General features: G+C 55.3%; 16 protein-coding genes and 1 pseudogene. 4 read left to right on the top strand and 13 right to left on the bottom strand.

Going from position 1 to position 17,092, the window contains the following annotated elements:
- Positions 1 to 6 precede the first annotated feature (6 nt).
- A complete protein-coding gene (gatC, locus tag NSQ51_RS01660) occupies positions 7 to 297 on the bottom strand; it encodes an Asp-tRNA(Asn)/Glu-tRNA(Gln) amidotransferase subunit GatC (RefSeq protein ID WP_014194780.1) in 291 nt (96 codons plus the stop codon).
- Between the two features lie 621 nt (positions 298 to 918).
- Between gatC and NSQ51_RS01655 the strand changes: the two genes are divergently transcribed.
- The gene (locus tag NSQ51_RS01655; protein WP_049624726.1) at positions 919 to 1,467 is read left to right on the top strand and encodes a hypothetical protein; all 549 of its coding nucleotides are present in this window, start codon (positions 919 to 921) and stop codon (positions 1,465 to 1,467) included.
- Positions 1,468 to 1,495: 28 nt separating this feature from the next.
- On the top strand, positions 1,496 to 2,272 hold the full coding sequence (locus NSQ51_RS01650; RefSeq protein WP_049624727.1) for a VOC family protein: 777 nt from the start codon (positions 1,496 to 1,498) through the stop codon (positions 2,270 to 2,272).
- A gap of 173 nt (positions 2,273 to 2,445) precedes the next feature.
- On the opposite strand, the pseudogene NSQ51_RS01645 reads toward NSQ51_RS01650, so the two are convergent.
- The 8 genes and pseudogenes from NSQ51_RS01645 to NSQ51_RS01610 all read right to left on the bottom strand — a co-directional run.
- Positions 2,446 to 2,658 (bottom strand): annotated as a pseudogene (locus NSQ51_RS01645) (TIGR00730 family Rossman fold protein); the annotation flags it as partial.
- 240 nt (positions 2,659 to 2,898) lie between these two features.
- Positions 2,899 to 4,122, bottom strand: a complete 1,224-nt coding sequence (locus NSQ51_RS01640) for a CamS family sex pheromone protein (RefSeq protein WP_049624728.1) — start codon at positions 4,120 to 4,122, stop codon at positions 2,899 to 2,901.
- A complete protein-coding gene (ligA, locus tag NSQ51_RS01635) occupies positions 4,119 to 6,131 on the bottom strand; it encodes an NAD-dependent DNA ligase LigA (protein WP_033016671.1) in 2,013 nt (670 codons plus the stop codon). Before ligA ends, NSQ51_RS01640 begins: the two co-directional genes overlap by 4 nt.
- Positions 6,132 to 6,152: 21 nt before the next feature.
- Entirely contained in the window at positions 6,153 to 8,327 is a 2,175-nt protein-coding gene (gene pcrA, locus NSQ51_RS01630) for a DNA helicase PcrA (RefSeq protein WP_049624738.1), read from the bottom strand.
- A 28-nt stretch (positions 8,328 to 8,355) separates the two neighbouring features.
- Positions 8,356 to 9,057 (bottom strand): heptaprenylglyceryl phosphate synthase, encoded by a 702-nt coding sequence (locus NSQ51_RS01625; protein ID WP_033009957.1) that lies wholly within the window; start codon positions 9,055 to 9,057, stop codon positions 8,356 to 8,358.
- A gap of 99 nt (positions 9,058 to 9,156) precedes the next feature.
- The gene (locus NSQ51_RS01620) at positions 9,157 to 9,483 is read right to left on the bottom strand and encodes a YerC/YecD family TrpR-related protein (protein WP_033016672.1); all 327 of its coding nucleotides are present in this window, start codon (positions 9,481 to 9,483) and stop codon (positions 9,157 to 9,159) included.
- 102 nt (positions 9,484 to 9,585) lie between these two features.
- Positions 9,586 to 10,602, bottom strand: a complete 1,017-nt coding sequence (locus NSQ51_RS01615) for a DUF3048 domain-containing protein (RefSeq protein WP_049624729.1) — start codon at positions 10,600 to 10,602, stop codon at positions 9,586 to 9,588.
- Positions 10,603 to 10,629: 27 nt separating this feature from the next.
- Positions 10,630 to 11,763: an adenine deaminase C-terminal domain-containing protein gene (locus tag NSQ51_RS01610; protein WP_233434075.1), complete on the bottom strand. Its 1,134-nt coding sequence runs from the start codon at positions 11,761 to 11,763 to the stop codon at positions 10,630 to 10,632.
- Positions 11,764 to 11,947: 184 nt separating this feature from the next.
- Here NSQ51_RS01610 and NSQ51_RS01605 point away from each other — a divergent pair, with 184 nt between their 5' ends.
- Both NSQ51_RS01605 and NSQ51_RS01600 read left to right on the top strand, forming a co-directional pair.
- Positions 11,948 to 12,193: a DUF2892 domain-containing protein gene (locus NSQ51_RS01605; protein ID WP_033009953.1), complete on the top strand. Its 246-nt coding sequence runs from the start codon at positions 11,948 to 11,950 to the stop codon at positions 12,191 to 12,193.
- A gap of 294 nt (positions 12,194 to 12,487) precedes the next feature.
- A complete protein-coding gene (locus NSQ51_RS01600) occupies positions 12,488 to 12,592 on the top strand; it encodes an EYxxD motif small membrane protein (RefSeq protein WP_325048220.1) in 105 nt (34 codons plus the stop codon).
- Here the strand turns inward: NSQ51_RS01600 and purD are convergent.
- The 4 genes from purD to purM are packed head-to-tail and all read right to left on the bottom strand — an operon-like array spanning position 12,546 to position 17,034.
- Positions 12,546 to 13,838, bottom strand: a complete 1,293-nt coding sequence (purD, locus tag NSQ51_RS01595) for a phosphoribosylamine--glycine ligase (RefSeq protein WP_049624730.1) — start codon at positions 13,836 to 13,838, stop codon at positions 12,546 to 12,548. The genes NSQ51_RS01600 and purD overlap by 47 nt on opposite strands.
- A gap of 25 nt (positions 13,839 to 13,863) precedes the next feature.
- On the bottom strand, positions 13,864 to 15,402 hold the full coding sequence (gene purH / locus NSQ51_RS01590) for a bifunctional phosphoribosylaminoimidazolecarboxamide formyltransferase/IMP cyclohydrolase (RefSeq protein WP_033016676.1): 1,539 nt from the start codon (positions 15,400 to 15,402) through the stop codon (positions 13,864 to 13,866).
- Positions 15,365 to 15,997 (bottom strand): phosphoribosylglycinamide formyltransferase, encoded by a 633-nt coding sequence (purN, locus tag NSQ51_RS01585; protein ID WP_049624731.1) that lies wholly within the window; start codon positions 15,995 to 15,997, stop codon positions 15,365 to 15,367. Before purN ends, purH begins: the two co-directional genes overlap by 38 nt.
- Positions 15,994 to 17,034 (bottom strand): phosphoribosylformylglycinamidine cyclo-ligase, encoded by a 1,041-nt coding sequence (gene purM, locus NSQ51_RS01580; RefSeq protein ID WP_033016678.1) that lies wholly within the window; start codon positions 17,032 to 17,034, stop codon positions 15,994 to 15,996. The genes purN and purM overlap by 4 nt, the downstream gene beginning before the upstream one ends.
- Positions 17,035 to 17,092 lie beyond the last annotated feature (58 nt).

Below are 17,092 nucleotides of genomic sequence, written 5' to 3'. Positions count from 1 at the left end.
CCCTCCTTACTCTAAAATGGCCGGCACACGGAACTGGCCGTCTTGCTGATCCGGCGCGTTTTTCAACACTTCCTCGCGCGGCAGCCCCGGTTCTGGAATATCCTCGCGCATCACATTTCTCATATCAAGCACGTGCGAAGTCGGCGGAACGTTCTCCGTATCCAATTCATTCAACTGCTCGGCAAACGTAATGATCGCATCGAGCTGTTTCGTAAACATCTCCGCCTCTTCATCGGTAATCGCCAACCGCGCCAAATCGGCGACATGTTTCACTTGGTCAATGGAAATTCGCGACATAGTTTCACCTCCAACGAGTTCGACCTATCACAATACCATGATGATACCAAACTTTTATCCAATGAAGCAACCGTTGTCACGTGTTCTGGGCGAGAATCAATCTATATATTCACGATGCAAACGAATATACGTTCTATAACCTCTCCCAATAGCGAAGGCAGGCGTGAAACCGGGGGGATTTGATGTTTGATGTAGGAATATTTCGTTTTCCTGAACAGAGCACGATGGGATGGCACACGCATGAGTAAACGGTTGATGGGAGGAAAAGGACGCGCTCCTATTTTAGACACAGGAAGGAATCGCTCGTGACGCCTTTTTTTATTCAAAGAAATACGATAAAATGAAAGCACAAGGAGGGAAATTGCATGTCGCTGCCAAATCAAAATCATCCATGGACATATGCAGATTACGTAATCTTCATCGCATTGCCAAAAGTATTCGCTTCCATGTGAGAACCCTCCTGACAAAAATCGGGAGGATTTTTTTGCACCGATATGGAATAAATCCTTGACAAACAAGGAATGTGAAGGAGTTTGTCCGCCATGGATGTTCAAATTTTCTTAATTGACAATCCCGAACATATGTACTATAATGACTGTAACGGACGAAAAAGGGGGAATCATGACGATGAGTGACGCTTTGCTCACCCAAGTGCTCGACCGCCTAAGCGCCATGGATGGCACGCTGCAAAAGCTCGTAGAGGGCCAAGAGCGGCTCGAGCGGGAACAAATCGCCATTCGCCAAGAACAAGAAGAAATTCGAAAAGAGCAACAAGAAATCCGAAAAGAACAACAAGAGATTCGAAAAGAACAACAAGAGATTCGAAAAGAGCAGCAGGAAATCCGCCTGGAACAACAGCGTCTGCGTCAAGAACAAGATTCGCTTCGCGCTGGGCAAACGGAATTAAACGGCATCGTGGCTGCTCTCCTCCACCGCCAAGACGAAACAGACGCCAAACTGGAAGCTCTCGCCGCTGACGTCCACCAGCTTCACCGGGAATTTTCCTCATTGAAACAAACGGTGGACCGCCTCGAACAAAAAATGGACTCCCGTTACGAACAATTGGCTGCCCAAATCGAAGACATCAAGCTGGACTTGAATTTTATCGCCCACCGCACCGTCGACAACGAACGAATCATTTACAAGCTGAAAGAAATGCTGTTCCGCTGATCGATTCATCTAAGAGGAGGCCGCTGCCATGCATATCGCGTTTGACCATCTCGTCCACTTGACCGAACGGCCCGAGCAAGTGAAAATGGCGTTTGAACAATGGGGGCTTGTGGCCATCCACGGCGGCCGTCATCCATCATGGGGAACGTACAACGCCTTATGTTACGTGGAGCATTTGCGCTACATCGAGTGGATCGGCATTGCCGATATACAGACGGCGAGAACGTGCGGAAACCCGCTCATCACTCAGCTTGTCGCCGACCGCCAAGAAGGAAGCGGCTTCTCCCAGTTTGCCTTTCGCACGAACGACATCGAAGCGGTGGCGGCGCAGCTCAAAAGCAAAGGATTCGCCCCAGTCGGTCCGCTCCCCGGCAGCCGCGAGCGCGATGACGGCAAGCAGCTCACATGGTCGATGCTGTTTATCGAAGACGACACAGACGGCGCGTTTCGCTATCCGTTTTTCATTCAATGGGGCGACCGTGATGACGTACGCATGAACGAGCTGGCGCCGCTCATGAGACACCCGATTGGCTCTGTTTCGCTGTCGTCAATTAGCCTCTACACCCTCGATCTCCAGCGGACGGTCAACGGCTACCGCCGGCTGTTTGACTTGCCCGAACCCGATGTCGGGCGCGATGAAGCGGGAGCATACGCGGAGCTCGCTGTCGACGGCATTGCGATTCGGTTCTATGAGGCTGACCGCCGTCATCCATCGACGCGCCCGTTTTCGTGCCGGCTTGTGGGCGTGCAGAAACCGCGCCGCATCGAAATCGAGGGCGCCACGTACATCATATCTGGCTCTTGACGGCCATTGTATTGCCACATGCTGCGCCCCCTCGCGCTAGGCGCCGTGCCAGCCCTTGGCGAATGCATTCCCACATACTCCCCTTTGCCGCTGAATAAGATGGAGTAACCGCTTCTTGATTATCGCAAACCATAGATGGCAAAGGGGGAGTCCAACCGTGTCCCACCCGTATGTTTCTCCAAAACTTTCAGTGGAATGATCCCAACCACGCGCCCTTGATGACGCAGCGCCGCCTCAGCAACCTCTCCCATCAAGCCCCGTGTCCCTCCGCCGTAAATGAGCGTAATGCCGCTTCGGGCTAAAAACGTTCCGAGCGCTTTCGCCGCTTCCTTATATCTCCCATCGTTTCCATTGCTTGATCCGCAAAACACGCAAATCGCCTTCAAGTCTCACACCCGCCTCCTGCCATAACCTGTTGCTCGTTTTGCATCCGTTTTCGAGTGCTGCGCTCATTTTCCTACCGTCATTATACAATGCTCTCCCTGTTCTTTCCACCATCGTTCGGACGGCCTTTTCACGCAAAAAAGGGCCGCTGCTGCAGCCCTTTCCGCTTCCTTCATTTTTGGAGAATCAAATGTTCGGATCACTCCGTTCGCCGTATCCCAAATAACGCGATGATGCCGACCTTATTGATAAATATGCACAAACGGCTCGTCTGCTTTCGCCTGGCGCACGATGAGGCTTTCCGGCTGGCCGGCTGAGGCGATGTAGACATTAACGGTGATGTAGTCCGGGAATTTTTCCATCACCAAGCCGGTCACGTATTGGGTAAAGCCGATCACTTCCGCTTTGCCGTAAAACGGCATCGTAATGTTGATCGTTAACTTCTGAAGCTGGTCGTTGACGTACAATCCTCTGCCGACGATGCCGGTGTAGTTCGGGAAAAAGTCTTCAACGTCTGATTTAAAATTATTGAATTTGAGCCAGTCATCGCGATGGTTCTTTTCCGCCTCATCGGACGGGAATAAATAATATTCCTCGTTCACCGCTTCCCAATCATCGATCGTGGCGCTTCCGTCGTCAACATGGGTGACCGCGAAAAAGTGGCCCGGAATCACGGACGAGCGCGGCGCCTGTTTGTACAAGGCAATCGTGATCGGCACGTTGCCGAGCCCTTTGATATTTCGCAGCCGCTTCAACACCTCGGCGGCGATCCGCTTTCCTTCCCGTTCGATGACATCGTCTTTGATTTTCACTTCGCGTGGATACCCTTGCTCGGTTGAGTAGTAGTGGACGGAATTCAACGCCAGGCCGATGGCGACGCCACCAAGCTTCACCTTGTCGTTATCGACTTTCACTAAGTAGTCGTGCTCCAAAATGCTGGCCAGGTAAATCGGGCTTTGTTTGTTTTTTTGCTCATTCGTTCCTTTGTCGCTGATCGGCGGGTTTAAGCCGATGTTGTCTTCCGGTTTCATTTTCTCTGCCTTCAGCTGGCTTTCCGTCCGCTTGCGGGCGAGCCAGCGCCCGATCGTTTCGCTGTCCAAATATTGCCCTTCCTGCAACAAATATTCATCCGGGGAAAATTGCTCAGATGCCAAGCGCATCAGCCCGGTTTCAAATTCATCGACATCAAGCCGGGTGTTGACGTCGTTGACGACCCGCCCGCGCGCCCCGGACGGCTTAAAAGGCAAGACAACGCGGTAATACGAATCAGAAATGTTGTATTTCGGGATGACCGCTTCTTGCTCTTTGCTTCCTTTGTCTTGCACGACTTCCTCACCTTTGTCAAACTTCGGCGCACACGCAGACAACAAACAAATCGAAGCGAGCCCGATAACGGCCAACCGTTTTCGGGCCCGATTCGTCCAACGACAAGCAACGAAACTGCGCAGTAGTGAGATTTGTTTCATCGTTTCCCCCTGTTGATCTCTTGCAAAAATCGTGATTCGTCCCAAATCTCAATGCCAAGCTGCTGGGCTTTCTCCAGCTTCGATCCGGCATCCTCGCCGGCGATGACAAGGTCGGTGCTGCGGCTGACGCTGCCGGTGACGCGCCCGCCAAGCCGCTCAATTTGTTCTTTTGCTTCATTGCGCGACATCGACGCGAGCTTGCCGGTCAAGACGACCGTTTTGCCGGCGAAGGCAGAGTCAGCAGGCGCTTCAGCCGACCGCTTCGGCCCTTTGTAAGCCATATTGACACCGTAAGCGCGCAGCTCCTGGAGCAGCTCAGTTGCTTCGGGTTGGGCGAAGAACGCCGTGATCGCATCCGCCATTTTCTCTCCGATTTCGGGGACGGCCATCAACTCCTCTTTCGTCGCCCGTTCGAGCCGCTCCATCGTTTCAAAATGCTCAGCCAAAAGTTGGGCGGCTTTCGCTCCGACGTAGCGAATGCCAAGGCCAAACAGCAGCCGTTCAAGCGAGTTTTGCTTCGACGCCTCAATCGCCGCAAGCAAGTTGGCCGCCGACTTTTCCCCCATCCGTTCCAACCCGACAAGCTGTTCCTTCGTCAGGCAGTACAAATCGGCGACATCGCGGACAAGGCCGGCGTTAAACAGCTGGGTGACGACTTTTTCGCCCAAACCCTCGATGTTCATCGCCGCCCTTGAGGCAAAATGGATGAGCCGCTCGCGCAGCTGGGCCGGGCAGTTCGGGTTCAAGCAGCGGAGTGCCACTTCCCCCTCGAGACGGACGAGCTCGCTTTCGCATTCCGGGCAGTGCGTCGGCATCGCAAACGGCGTTTCATCCCCATCGCGCCGGTCAACGACGACGCCGACCACTTCCGGGATGATGTCGCCCGCTTTTTTAATGATGACCGCATCGCCGATGCGAATGTCTTTTTCCCGTATAAAATCTTCATTGTGAAGGGTGGCGCGCTGCACCGTCGTGCCGGCGACGCGCACCGGCTCTAAAATCGCCGTCGGCGTGACGACACCCGTGCGGCCGACGTTCACCTCAATGCCGATTAACGTCGTCACCACTTCCTCGGCTGGGAACTTGTAGGCAATCGCCCAGCGCGGGCTTTTCGCCGTCGCGCCAAGCGCCCGTTGCTGGGCGAATGAGTCCACCTTAATAACGATGCCGTCAATCTCATACGGCAGCTGCGGCCGCTTGTCGTGCCACTCGCTGACAAAGGCGATCACCTCATCGATATTGGCGCAGCGCCGTCGCTCTGGGTTTACTTTAAACCCGAGCGCCTGCAAATAATCAAGCGCTTCGCTGTGTGAAGCGATGCCGAGCGCCTCGGCGTCGGCTAAGCCATATACAAACAAATCCAGCTGGCGCGAGGCCGCCACTTTCGGGTCGAGCTGGCGGAGCGAGCCAGCCGCGGCGTTGCGCGGGTTGGCAAACAGCTCCTCGCCGCGGGCTTTTCGCTCCTCATTCAAGCGCAAAAACGACGCTTTCGGCATAAACGCCTCGCCGCGCGCTTCAAGCGACACCGGTTCTTTCAGACGGAGAGGCAGCGAGCGGATCGTTTTCAAATTTTCCGTAATGTCTTCACCCGTCGTCCCGTCGCCGCGCGTCGCCCCTTGGACGAAATAGCCGTCTTCATAGCGGACCGAGACGGCGAGGCCATCGATTTTCAGCTCGCATACGTACGCCGCTTCCCCGACTTCCTGACGGACGCGGCGGTCAAAATCGCGCAAGTCTCCTTCGCCAAACGCGTTCGCCAAGCTCATCATCGGAACGCGATGCGCCACTTTGCGAAACGCCTCAAGGGGCGGACCGCCGATGCGCTGGGTCGGCGAATCGCTCGTTTTGAGCTCCGGATATTGTTCCTCAATGGCGATGAGCTCTTGCATCAACCGGTCATACTCGGCATCTGGAACAGACGGGCGGTCAAGCACATAATATTCGTACCCGTAGCGGTTCAACAGTTCGCGCAGCTCGGCCGCGCGCCGTTCGGCTTGTTGGCGGTCCATACGTTCACCTGTTCTCCTTTCCTACACTTTCTCAATCGGCGCAAATTTGGCAAGCAGTCGTTTAATGCCGATCGGGCTCGGGAAGGCGATGTCGAGCTCTTGGTCGTCGCCGCCGCCGCGGACGCTGACGACGGTGCCGATGCCCCATTTCCGGTGATTCGCCCGATCGCCGACTTTCCACGATCCCACGGCGCCGCTTGCCTGCGGGCGCGAAACGGCCGAGCGGGAGGCGCCCGCTTGGCGGCGCGAGGCTGTCTCAAGCAAATGCGCCGGAATTTCATTCAAAAAGCGCGACGGCGGGTTCATTTGGATGTTGCCAAACAGCGTCCGCATTTGCGCGCTCGTCAGCACAAGTTCTTCCTCCGCGCGGGTGATGCCGACGTACGCCAGCCGCCGTTCTTCTTCCATCTCATCGTCATCCTCGAGAGAGCGGTTGTGCGGGAAAATGCCTTCTTCCATGCCGATCAAAAAGACGACCGGAAACTCGAGCCCTTTGGCGGCATGCAACGTCATCAACATGACGGCATCTCCTTCAGCGGCCTGTTCCGTCCCGTTCAGCTCGTCCAAATCGGAAATGAGCGCCAAGTCGGTTAAAAAGGCGATGAGCGATTTATCGTCGCTCACATTTTCAAAATGCTTCGTCACCGACAAAAACTCATCCAAGTTCTCGAGCCGGCTTTGTGCTTCAATCGTCCGCTCCGCCTTGAGCATCTCGCGGTAGCCCGATTTGTCGAGCACTTCTTCGACGAGTTCGGTGACGGAGACGTATTCTTGCAGCTGTGTCCATTGCTCGAGCTGGCTGCGGAACGCGGCGAGCGCCCCGGCCGCTTTGGCGCCAAGCCCGATCATCTCTAGCTCGCCGAGCGCCTCAAACAAGGACAGCTCATGATCGGCTGCATAGCGGACGAGTTTGTCGATCGTCGAGGCGCCAATGCCGCGTTTTGGCACGTTAATGATGCGAAGCAAGCTTAAATCATCGTCCGGATTGGCAATGACGCGCAAATAGGCGAGAATGTCTTTAATTTCTTTCCGGTCATAGAACTTTAAGCCGCCGACAATTTGATACGGAATGTTCGCTTTCAGCAACATTTCCTCCATGACACGCGACTGGGCGTTCGTCCGGTACAAGACAGCAAAATCACGGTAGCGGCGTTCGCCGCGCTCCACCGCCTCGCGGATGCGTCCAGCGACAAACTGCGCTTCGTCCGCTTCGTTCATCGCCTCATAATAAAGAATCGGCTTTCCTTCCGGGTTTTCCGTCCAAAGCCGTTTCGGCTTCCGGTTGACGTTATGCTCGATGACTTCGTTCGCCGCTTGCAAAATGCGCTTCGTCGAGCGGTAGTTTTGTTCAAGCAAAATGACTTTTGCGTTCGGATAGTCGCGCTCGAACGACAAAATGTTTTGGATGTCCGCCCCGCGCCACCGATAAATCGATTGGTCGGCGTCGCCGACGGCGCAAATGTTTTGAAAGCGTTCCGCCAGCTTTTTGACCAGCGTATATTGAGCGCGGTTCGTATCCTGGTACTCATCAATATGGATGTACTGAAACTTATATTGGTAATAGTGAAGCACATCCGGCACGCGGTCAAACAGTTGGATCGTCGTCATGATCAAATCGTCAAAATCGAGCGAATGATTGCGAAGCAGGCGCTGTTGGTATTCTTGATACACATCGCTGACGACTTTTTCGTAATACGTCGAGGCCCGCTTCGCGAATTGCTCCGGAGGCAACAGCTCGTTTTTCGCCGCGCTGATCGTGCCTAAAATCGTCCGCGGCTCAAATTTTTTCGGGTCTATGTTTTTTTCTTTTAAAATCGTTTTCATGACTGAAAGCTGGTCCGTCGGATCAAGGATGGAAAAATTGCGGTTGATGCCGATGCGGTCAATGTCGCGGCGCAAAATGCGGACGCACATCGAGTGGAACGTCGAAATCCAGACGTCTTCCGCCGCCCCACCTAAGAGCGACTGCACACGTTCCCGCATTTCGCGCGCCGCCTTGTTCGTAAACGTAATGGCCAAAATGTTCCACGGCGCCACATGCTTTTCCGCCATCAAATAGGCGATGCGGTGCGTCAACACCCGCGTTTTCCCGCTTCCCGCCCCCGCCATAATGAGCAGCGGGCCTTCCGTCGTCCTGACGGCTTCTTGTTGCTCTTTGTTTAAATGGGCGAGCAGCTGTTCCGATAAAAAGTTCATTGTTTTCACCACCAATACACCATATGTTCTATTTCGCCTCATTCGCCCGCTTTACGGCGTCCACGGTCAGCAGCGCCTGTTCAAACGATTCGTAAACGGCGTTGCCGACGACAACAGTATCCGCCCGGCGCGCCATCTCAGCCGCCTGCTCCGGTGCGGTGATGCCGCCGCCATAAAACAGCTGCGTCTCGCCGAGCGCCTGTTTCACTTTTTCCACCAAGGCGGGGTCGCCGTATATGCCGCTATATTCAAGATAAAAGATCGGCAGCTTGTACAAATGTTGAGCGAGGCGAGCGTAGGCCACCACATCGTCTTCGCTCAGGCCGGCGTCGGCTTCGGTGAGCTTCGCCGCCTTGCATTCCGGATTTAAAATGCAATACCCCTCGGCAAAAATCTCATCCCAATTCATGATCTCGCCATATTGTTTCACCGCCTCATGATGGCGGCCCACCACCCAGTCGACATGGCGGCTGTTTAACACGATCGGAATGAAATACGCATCAAACCCCGGCGTCAAGGCCTCAAGATTTGTGACTTCAAGCGCGCATGGCACCGAAAAACGGCGGATGCGGGCCAATAAATCGAGCACACCATCGAGCGTCACCCCGTCCGTTCCGCCGACGATGACGGCATCCGTCCCCGACTCGCAAAGGCGCTCAAGGCGCTCATCATCGATCGGTTTGTTCGGATCGAGCTTAAACACATGGCGCCAGGCGCGAATCTCTTCCATGACAATACCCCTTCCACTCTGTTCTCCATTGTTTCATTATAACAAATCCGCAAAAAGAAAAGGAGTTCCTTTGCGAATGGAAGGAATCTCCTTGCCTGCTTAGTCTGTCACCGATTCATTCTCTTCTTGCGGTTGTTCCTCTTTAATGCGGTCAAGCGCCATGGCATAGGCATCGTTTCCATAGTTGAGGCAGCGTTTGACGCGCGAAATGGTCGCCGTGCTCGCTCCGGTTTCCGTTTCAATTTTATGGTACGTATACCCTTCCCGCAACATGCGGGCGACTTCCAGACGTTGGGCAAGCGCCTGAATTTCGTTGACGGTGCATAAATCATCGAAAAAACGGTAACACTCTTCCAAATCGCGCAGCGACAAGATGGCTTTAAACAGTTGATCAAGCTCTCTGCCGCGCAGCTTGTCGATTTGCATGTTTGTCTCCTCCTTGCTTTGGCGAAAAACGATTTGGTGGACTGTTGGCGCTCTCCTCTTTATGTTTATGGTTTGGAAAACCCGCCGGCGGCCGTTTTCGGGTCACCGCCATTGCACGATCGCCAGTTCCGGAACGATATTGATCCACGTTTTGCCTGGCACGAACCCGACCGGCGCCCCATCGCGGTATGGCAGCAGCCGGCCGTCGACATTTTTCCATTCAATCGGCTGGATGATGCCGTTTTGCAGCAAATAGCCTTGGCCGCCGGACGTGAGGTCAACGTCGCGCCGCCCATGGCTGTCGATCACTTGATGGCGGGCGGCGATGATCATCACGTTTTGCGCCACAACCGGGTCGCGCGTATCGTAATCGACCGTCTGCTCGCCGCCGCTGTATCGGTAATACCCATGCCGTTCCGGAGCATAGCGGTATTCCACTTGGGCGTACGAGCGGTGCGAATAGGCGATGTGGACCTTCCCTGCCTTTTCCCCGCTCGGTTTGTCCGCGCGAAACGGCAGCGGAGCGACATCGTCCGTCCAAGCATACCCGTTTTGTTCCGCCCCTTTTTCAATGTTGGCAAACGTAATGTACGAGTTGTGCGGCGCCTTGCGGAAGGAAACGCGCTTAAACAGCGTTCCGTCATAAAAGAGCCCATTCAAATAATCGGTTTCCCCCTGCTCGAGCCGCGCTTTCGCTTCCGGGCTCCATCCATGGCAAACATAAATGGCATTGTAGCCCTCGCTCAAATCAATATAATAATCACGCGCACTCCGCACCGGTCCGACTCGTTCCGGCTGTTCGCTTTGGTAAAGCGCCAAAAAGCGGGTGATATCCCCCTCAGCGAGCACCTCATACACGATGTCCGCCTTGCTTAATCCCGACTGTGGGCGCGCCTTCGGATGGTTGTTGACCATCACGCCGACGACCCGTTGATGAACGTTCCCTTTCGCCGGCAGCCCGGTCAGCGGGAACGTTTGTTTTTCCTCCACCGGAGGCTTGGACGGCTGCTCCTGCCGAGGAGCCGGTTTGGCTGGTTCAGCCTGCTTCGGCTCGCTTTTGGTCGTGCAGCCCCCTAACAACAATGCCGCGCAGCTGATGACGAACAGCCAATGTTTCAATGGACACACAACCCTTTCTTTTTTATTTTACCGCATTATCGAAGGAAAGAGTACCGTTTTGTGCATGACATCGTAAATGCCGCGCTGGGTGATGCGCACATACGGCAAATGGGTCGACTGCAAAAAGAGCAACGAATACACAGGGTCTTCAAAGCGGTATCCCCTCTCCCGCAACAGACGGATGAACTCTTTTTCCTTGTCGATCAATGACTCCATCTCCAGCGCGGACATCATGCCGCCAAGCGGAAGCGGAAGCTCAAATACGATTTCGCCATTTTCGGCAAGCACCAAGCCGCCGCCGATTTCCTTCATCCGTCGGAAAGCGAGCAACATATCTTCCTTATGTTTGCCGATTAAAACCAAATCGCCCGTATTCGAGTACGAGCTCGCCAATCCGCCGAGCGCTGATGAAAAGCCTTTGAGCATCGTGTTGACGTGCCAGCGTCCATTCCGGTCAAGCAGCACCGGCAAGTCCGGACGAATCGAAGAATGGCGGAGCGTGACCGTATAACCGTGCCAAAGACGGGTTCGCACCTCTTTTCCCGTCATGGCCTCATGGTCGCCATCCACGCCAAACAGCGCCATTTTAACAAGCGTTTTTTCCGACGCTCCCGGAAAATGCCCTTCGATTTTGCGACGCCGCCGTTTCGCCTCTTGCATCCAATACAAAACGATGTCATCGCCGCTGACGAGTCTCGACCATGATGTCAGCTCGCCGCCTTGGAGGACCGTTTCCTGGTCAAGCCATCGTTTGATCCGTACGTTGGACAATTGCTCATCCTCGCGCTCCAGCTCCGTTTGGCCATCAAACCGGCACCACCAATACATCGAAGTTGGAAGCGTATTCATTTGTTGCAAAAACAAAAGCGCCTCGTCATCATTCAGATGCAAAAGGAAAAACAAGTTATCGTTCACTAGCGTCGTCGTCCCGCGCGCCGCTGCATAACGGGCAAAGGAACGGGGATTATATAATTGAAATGGATGGACATGCGGCTCGATGTAGCCGGGAACGAGCACATACCCGCGGCAGTCGACGACTTCGCATGCCCCGTCGACCCGGTCGGGAAGACGCTCTCCGGCATACACGATGCGGTCACCATTAATCCATATATTTCCTTTTATCCATTCACGAAAATACGAGTGCAAATACGTCGCATTCACCAATACTTTCGTTGGTGATTATTTGCCTTCAATCACTGCTGCTTGTTCACGCAGTTCGCTGCCTTTCCAGCGGTAACGTTGTTCGCCCATTGACACCCCGTCCCTTGTTTCCTAATCGTTCCATATAACCATTTTAACGTACGAAAGCGATTTTCACAATAAAAAGATGAGGAGGGGCAAGCCAATGGCAAATATCGGCATTGTGAATGCGCTCATTCGCATTACGCTCGGTTTGACTGTCGTAGCATGGGCGACCGCCCGCCTGGCCCGGCGGCCATGGTGCACATCGTACTTGTTCGCCGCTTTGCTTGGGGCCATGAAAGTCGGTGAAGGGATTACCCGTTTTTGCCCGCTGACGGCCTTGTTTGACAACATGCAGCGCCAGCAGCTGCTTGAAGAACAAAAAGAAGCCGTTGTCAATCCAACGTAACGAACATCATGCGGTCAACTTGGAACAAGGTTGCATATGGCACCTGTTTCCTGTCGTGCTGGCGTGTGTTGCGCCGGCGGACGAAGATGCTGCGACCTCGTCTCGTCAAGTTCGGAGGCATCCACTTTGCGGGGAACTGGCTTCGGCCTTGTCGTCCATTTACTTGGAACTTGCGTCTTGAGCCGCCCGGACTTCTCAGGAAAGTTGGCTTCGACCCCGCCCGAATTGTTCCATTATCACGCCAAAAAGGTGTCCCAGATTCGGGACACCTTCCACCCAAAGGAGTGATTGACCATGTTGCTGGAATATATGACCGATATGTCGTTCGTATTGGCCGCGTTAATCGGGGGAATTATCGCTCTTTCATACGTGTATATGCGGCGGAGGCGCGTTCGATAGCGCGCCGGCCGATGTCGCGGCGGTAAAACAGCCCGTCGCTCTCGATTCGCGTCAACTGTTCATACACTTTTTCCTTCGCCTCAACGAGTGTACTCCCTTTCGCTGCTGCCAGAAGAACGCGGCCGCCGTTCGTGTACAGTGCACCGTCTTCTTGCTTCGTCCCGGCATGCAATAGCAGCACATCGGAATCAAGCCGATCCACCCCCCGAATGGCCGCTCCGCGCTCATAGGCGCCCGGGTAGCCTTTGGCAGCCAGCACGACACCGAGCACCGCTTCGTCCGTCCACTCAAGCGCCAACTCTTTTCCTTCCATCACCGCGAGGATCGCTTCAACCAAATCGGTTTTCAGCCGCGGCAGCACGACTTGCGCCTCGGGATCGCCAAAACGGGCGTTGAATTCGATCACTTTCGGCCCGGCTGCCGTTTCGATCAGCCCAGCATACAGCACGCCGGTAAACGGCCGGCCTTCAGCCACTAACGCTTTGGCGGCCGGGCGCAAAATCGTTTCCAGCGCTGTTTCCACCGTCTCCGCTGAGATTTGCGGCACTGGCGAATACGCTCCCATCCCACCGGTGTTCGGACCTTCATCCCCGTCATACGCCCGCTTATGGTCTTGGGCGATGGCAAGTGGATACACTTTCTCGCCGTTGACGAACGCCATAAACGAAAATTCTTCGCCTTCCAAATACTCCTCGATCACGACTTGGCAGCCGGCTGTGCCAAACTGGCCATCGACAAGCGCTGCCTTCGCGGCGGCCAGCGCTTCTTCCACCGTTTGGGCGACGGTCACGCCTTTTCCGGCAGCCAATCCGTCCGCTTTCACGACGATCGGCGCGCCTTTTTGTTCAATGTACGCTTTCGCCTCTTCATACGACGCAAAGGTCGCATGATCCGCCGTTGGGATGCCGTATTTCTTCATCAGCTCTTTGGCAAACGCCTTGCTTCCTTCGATGAGCGCTGCCGCTTGAGTTGGGCCGAAAATGCGAAGCCCCTCGGCCATAAAACGGTCAACAATGCCGGAAGCAAGCGGCGCTTCTGGCCCGACGATCGTCAAATCGATTGCGCGTTGCTTGGCAAACTGCACAAGCGCGTCGATATCGAGCTCATCAATGTCGACGAGCTCCGCCACTTCCCCGATGCCCGGGTTGCCTGGCGCCGCGTACAGTTTGTCCACAAGCGGGCTTTGCGCCGTTTTCCAGGCGATGGCATGCTCGCGCCCGCCGCGTCCGACTACTAGAACGTTCATTGTCTTCCTCTCCTTTTTGCCGCCGTTAATGTTTGAAATGGCGCACACCGGTAAACACCATGGCCATGCCGTACTCATCCGCTTTGCGAATCGAGTCGGCGTCGCGAATCGAGCCGCCCGGCTGAATGATCGCGGTAATGCCGGCTTTTGCTGCTGCTTCAACCGTGTCGTCCATCGGGAAGAACGCATCGGACGCCAACACAGCGCCAACCGCCTGTTCCCCGGCTTGTTCAATGGCAATGTTGGCCGCGCCGACTCGATTCATTTGCCCGGCGCCCACGCCGACCGTCATCCCATTTTTGGCGAGTACAATCGCATTCGATTTCACATGTTTGACAACCTTCCAAGCAAATCGAAGCTGTTCGCGCTCTGCCTCGGTCGGCTCGCGTTTCGTGACGACGTTCCATTCGGCGTCTTCAAGCGTATACTTATCGGCCTCTTGCACAAGCAAGCCGCCATTGACGGAAACGAGCGTTTTTTCCTTAACGTCCGGCGCGGCAAAATCAAGCGTCAACAAGCGGATGTTTTTCTTTTTCGTCAAAATGGCGAGCGCCTCGTCGCTGAACGATGGGGCGATGACGATTTCCAAAAAGATGTCGTGCATCCGTTCGGCTGTTTCTTTGTCCACTTCCCGGTTGACGGCGACAATGCCGCCGAAAATCGAGACCGGATCGGCCTCGTACGCTTTCGTAAATGCCTCAAGAAGCGTGGCACCGACCCCGACGCCGCACGGGTTCATATGTTTGATCGCCGCTGCGGCTGGCTCTTGAAATTCGCGAATGAGGTTGATGGCCGCATTGGCGTCGTTGATGTTGTTGTACGACAGCTCTTTTCCGTGCAGCTGTGCCGCTTTGGCAATCGAGAACGCCGCGCCGAGCGGTTTGGCGTAAAACGCCGCCGATTGATGCGGATTTTCGCCATAGCGCAACGACTGTTTTTTCGTGTAGGTGACGGTGAGCGTTTCCGGATACTCTTCGCCGGCAAGACCGGTCAAATATTCGGCGATCATCGCATCATACGCCGCCGTATGGCGGAACGCTTTCGCCGCCAGCTGCTGCCGCGTCTTTGCTTGGATCGAACCGGTTGTTTTCAGCTCTTCGATCACCATTGGATAGTCGGCCGGGTCAACGACAATCGCGACATCGGCATAGTTTTTCGCCGCCGCCCGCACCATCGTCGGGCCGCCGATATCGATGTTTTCAATCGCCTCGGCCAGCGTCACGTCCGGTTTGGCGATCGTTTGCTGGAACGGGTACAAGTTGACGACGACCAAATCGATCGGACGGATGCCGTGCTCTTTAAGCGCCGCTTGGTGGCGCTCATCGCTGCGCACCGCCAAAATGCCGCCATGGATGGCTGGATGCAGCGTTTTGACGCGCCCGTCCAAAATTTCCGGAAACCCGGTGACATCGGAGATCGAAATGACCGGAACGCCGGCCTCTTCAAGCGCCCGTTTCGTCCCGCCGGTCGAAATGATGTCGACGCCAAGTTCCGCCAATTGCTTTGCAAACGGAATGATCCCTTCTTTATTGGACACGCTGATCAATGCTCGTTTCACTGCCATCATTCTCGATCCTTTCTTCCTGTTGTTCCTTCTCCCCTAGCAGCATGCGCAACACCGCTGGATACAGCTCATGTTCAACTTGATGGATGCGCGCCTCAAGCACCTCGATCGGCTCACCGGGCACGATCGGGACGGCGCACTGGGCGATGACCGGCCCGGTGTCCATCCCTTCATCAACATAATGGACGGTGACGCCTGTTTCCAAAACGCCCGCCCGGTACGCCTGGCCGATCGCATCTTTGCCCGGAAACGCCGGCAGCAGCGATGGATGAATGTTGACGATTTTCCCTTCATAGACGGAAAGCAACGTCGGCCCGATCAAACGCATATAGCCGGCGAGCGCAATCCAGTCGATGCGCCGCTCCTTCAGCTCGCGCAAAATTTCGCTTTCAAACGCCGCCTTCGATGGATACTCTTTCGGCGAAAACACGAACGCCGGCACGTTTTCGCGCGCCGCCCGTTCAATGACTTTCGCCCCCGGGCGGTCGCACACCAAAAGCGCTACTTCCGCGGGCACCTCACCGCGCTTGGCTGCGTCGACGATCGCTTGAAAGTTCGTGCCGCTCCCGGACGCAAAGATCGCCAACCGTTTCATGCGCCGTTCCCTCCGGCAAACGACACGCCTTCCCCTTCGACGACTTCGCCGATAATGTATGCGGCCTCCCCTTGCTGGGCCAGCGCATCGACAACCGAGTCCGCCGCCTCCGGGCTGACCGCCATCACAAGGCCGATGCCCATATTAAAGACGGAAAACATCTCTTCTTCCTCAAGCCCGCCGTTTTGGCGCAACAAATCAAAAATCGGCAGCCCCGGCCATGAGCCGCGCTCAATGCGCGCACCCAGCCCGGAAGGCAGCATGCGCGGAATGTTTTCGATAAATCCGCCGCCGGTAATATGAGCCATCCCTTTGATCGTAAACGTCTGCAGCAAAGAACGCAACGGTTTCGCATAAATGCGTGTCGGCTTCAATAACTCCTCGCCGAGCGGAACCGCAAGCGGCTCGTAAATGCGGTCAACGTCCAACTTCGCTTGGTCAAACACGATGCGGCGCACGAGCGAGTAGCCGTTGCTGTGGAGACCGCTTGAAGGCAGTCCGATCAGCACATCGCTCGCTTGAATCGTTTGCCCGGTCACCAATCGTTCTTTTTCCGCAATGCCGACCGCAAACCCTGCCAAATCATACTCATTTTCCTCATACATTCCCGGCATTTCCGCCGTTTCCCCGCCGATCAAGGCGCAGCCGGCTTCGACGCAGCCGTCGGCCACCCCTTTGACGATGGCGGCGATTTTCTCCGGCACCGCCTTGCCGCAGGCGATATAGTCAAGGAAAAAGAGCGGTTCCGCTCCTTGGACAAGAATATCGTTGACACACATCGCGACGCAGTCGATGCCGATTGTATCATGTCGGTCAAGCAAAAACGCCACTTTCAGCTTCGTGCCGACGCCATCCGTGCCGGAGACAAGCACCGGCTGGCGATAGCCAAGCGCCGATATATCGAACAAACCACCAAAGCCGCCGATCCCGCCCAGCACTTCCGGGCGCATCGTTTTTTGTACGTGCTGTTTCATGAGAGCGACCGCTTGGTAACCCGCCTCAATGTCAACCCCTGCTTCTTTATATGCGTTTGCCACATTCCATCCTCCCTTTGGCCGCCATGCAGCCAACTTCACACCGAATCGCGTTCTCCAT

This window comes from Geobacillus sp. FSL K6-0789, from assembly GCF_038593135.1.
Taxonomy (GTDB): domain Bacteria; phylum Bacillota; class Bacilli; order Bacillales; family Anoxybacillaceae; genus Geobacillus; species Geobacillus stearothermophilus.
The sequence above is the reverse complement of the archived record's forward strand: the minus strand, read 5'-3'. Positions and strand labels throughout refer to the sequence as shown.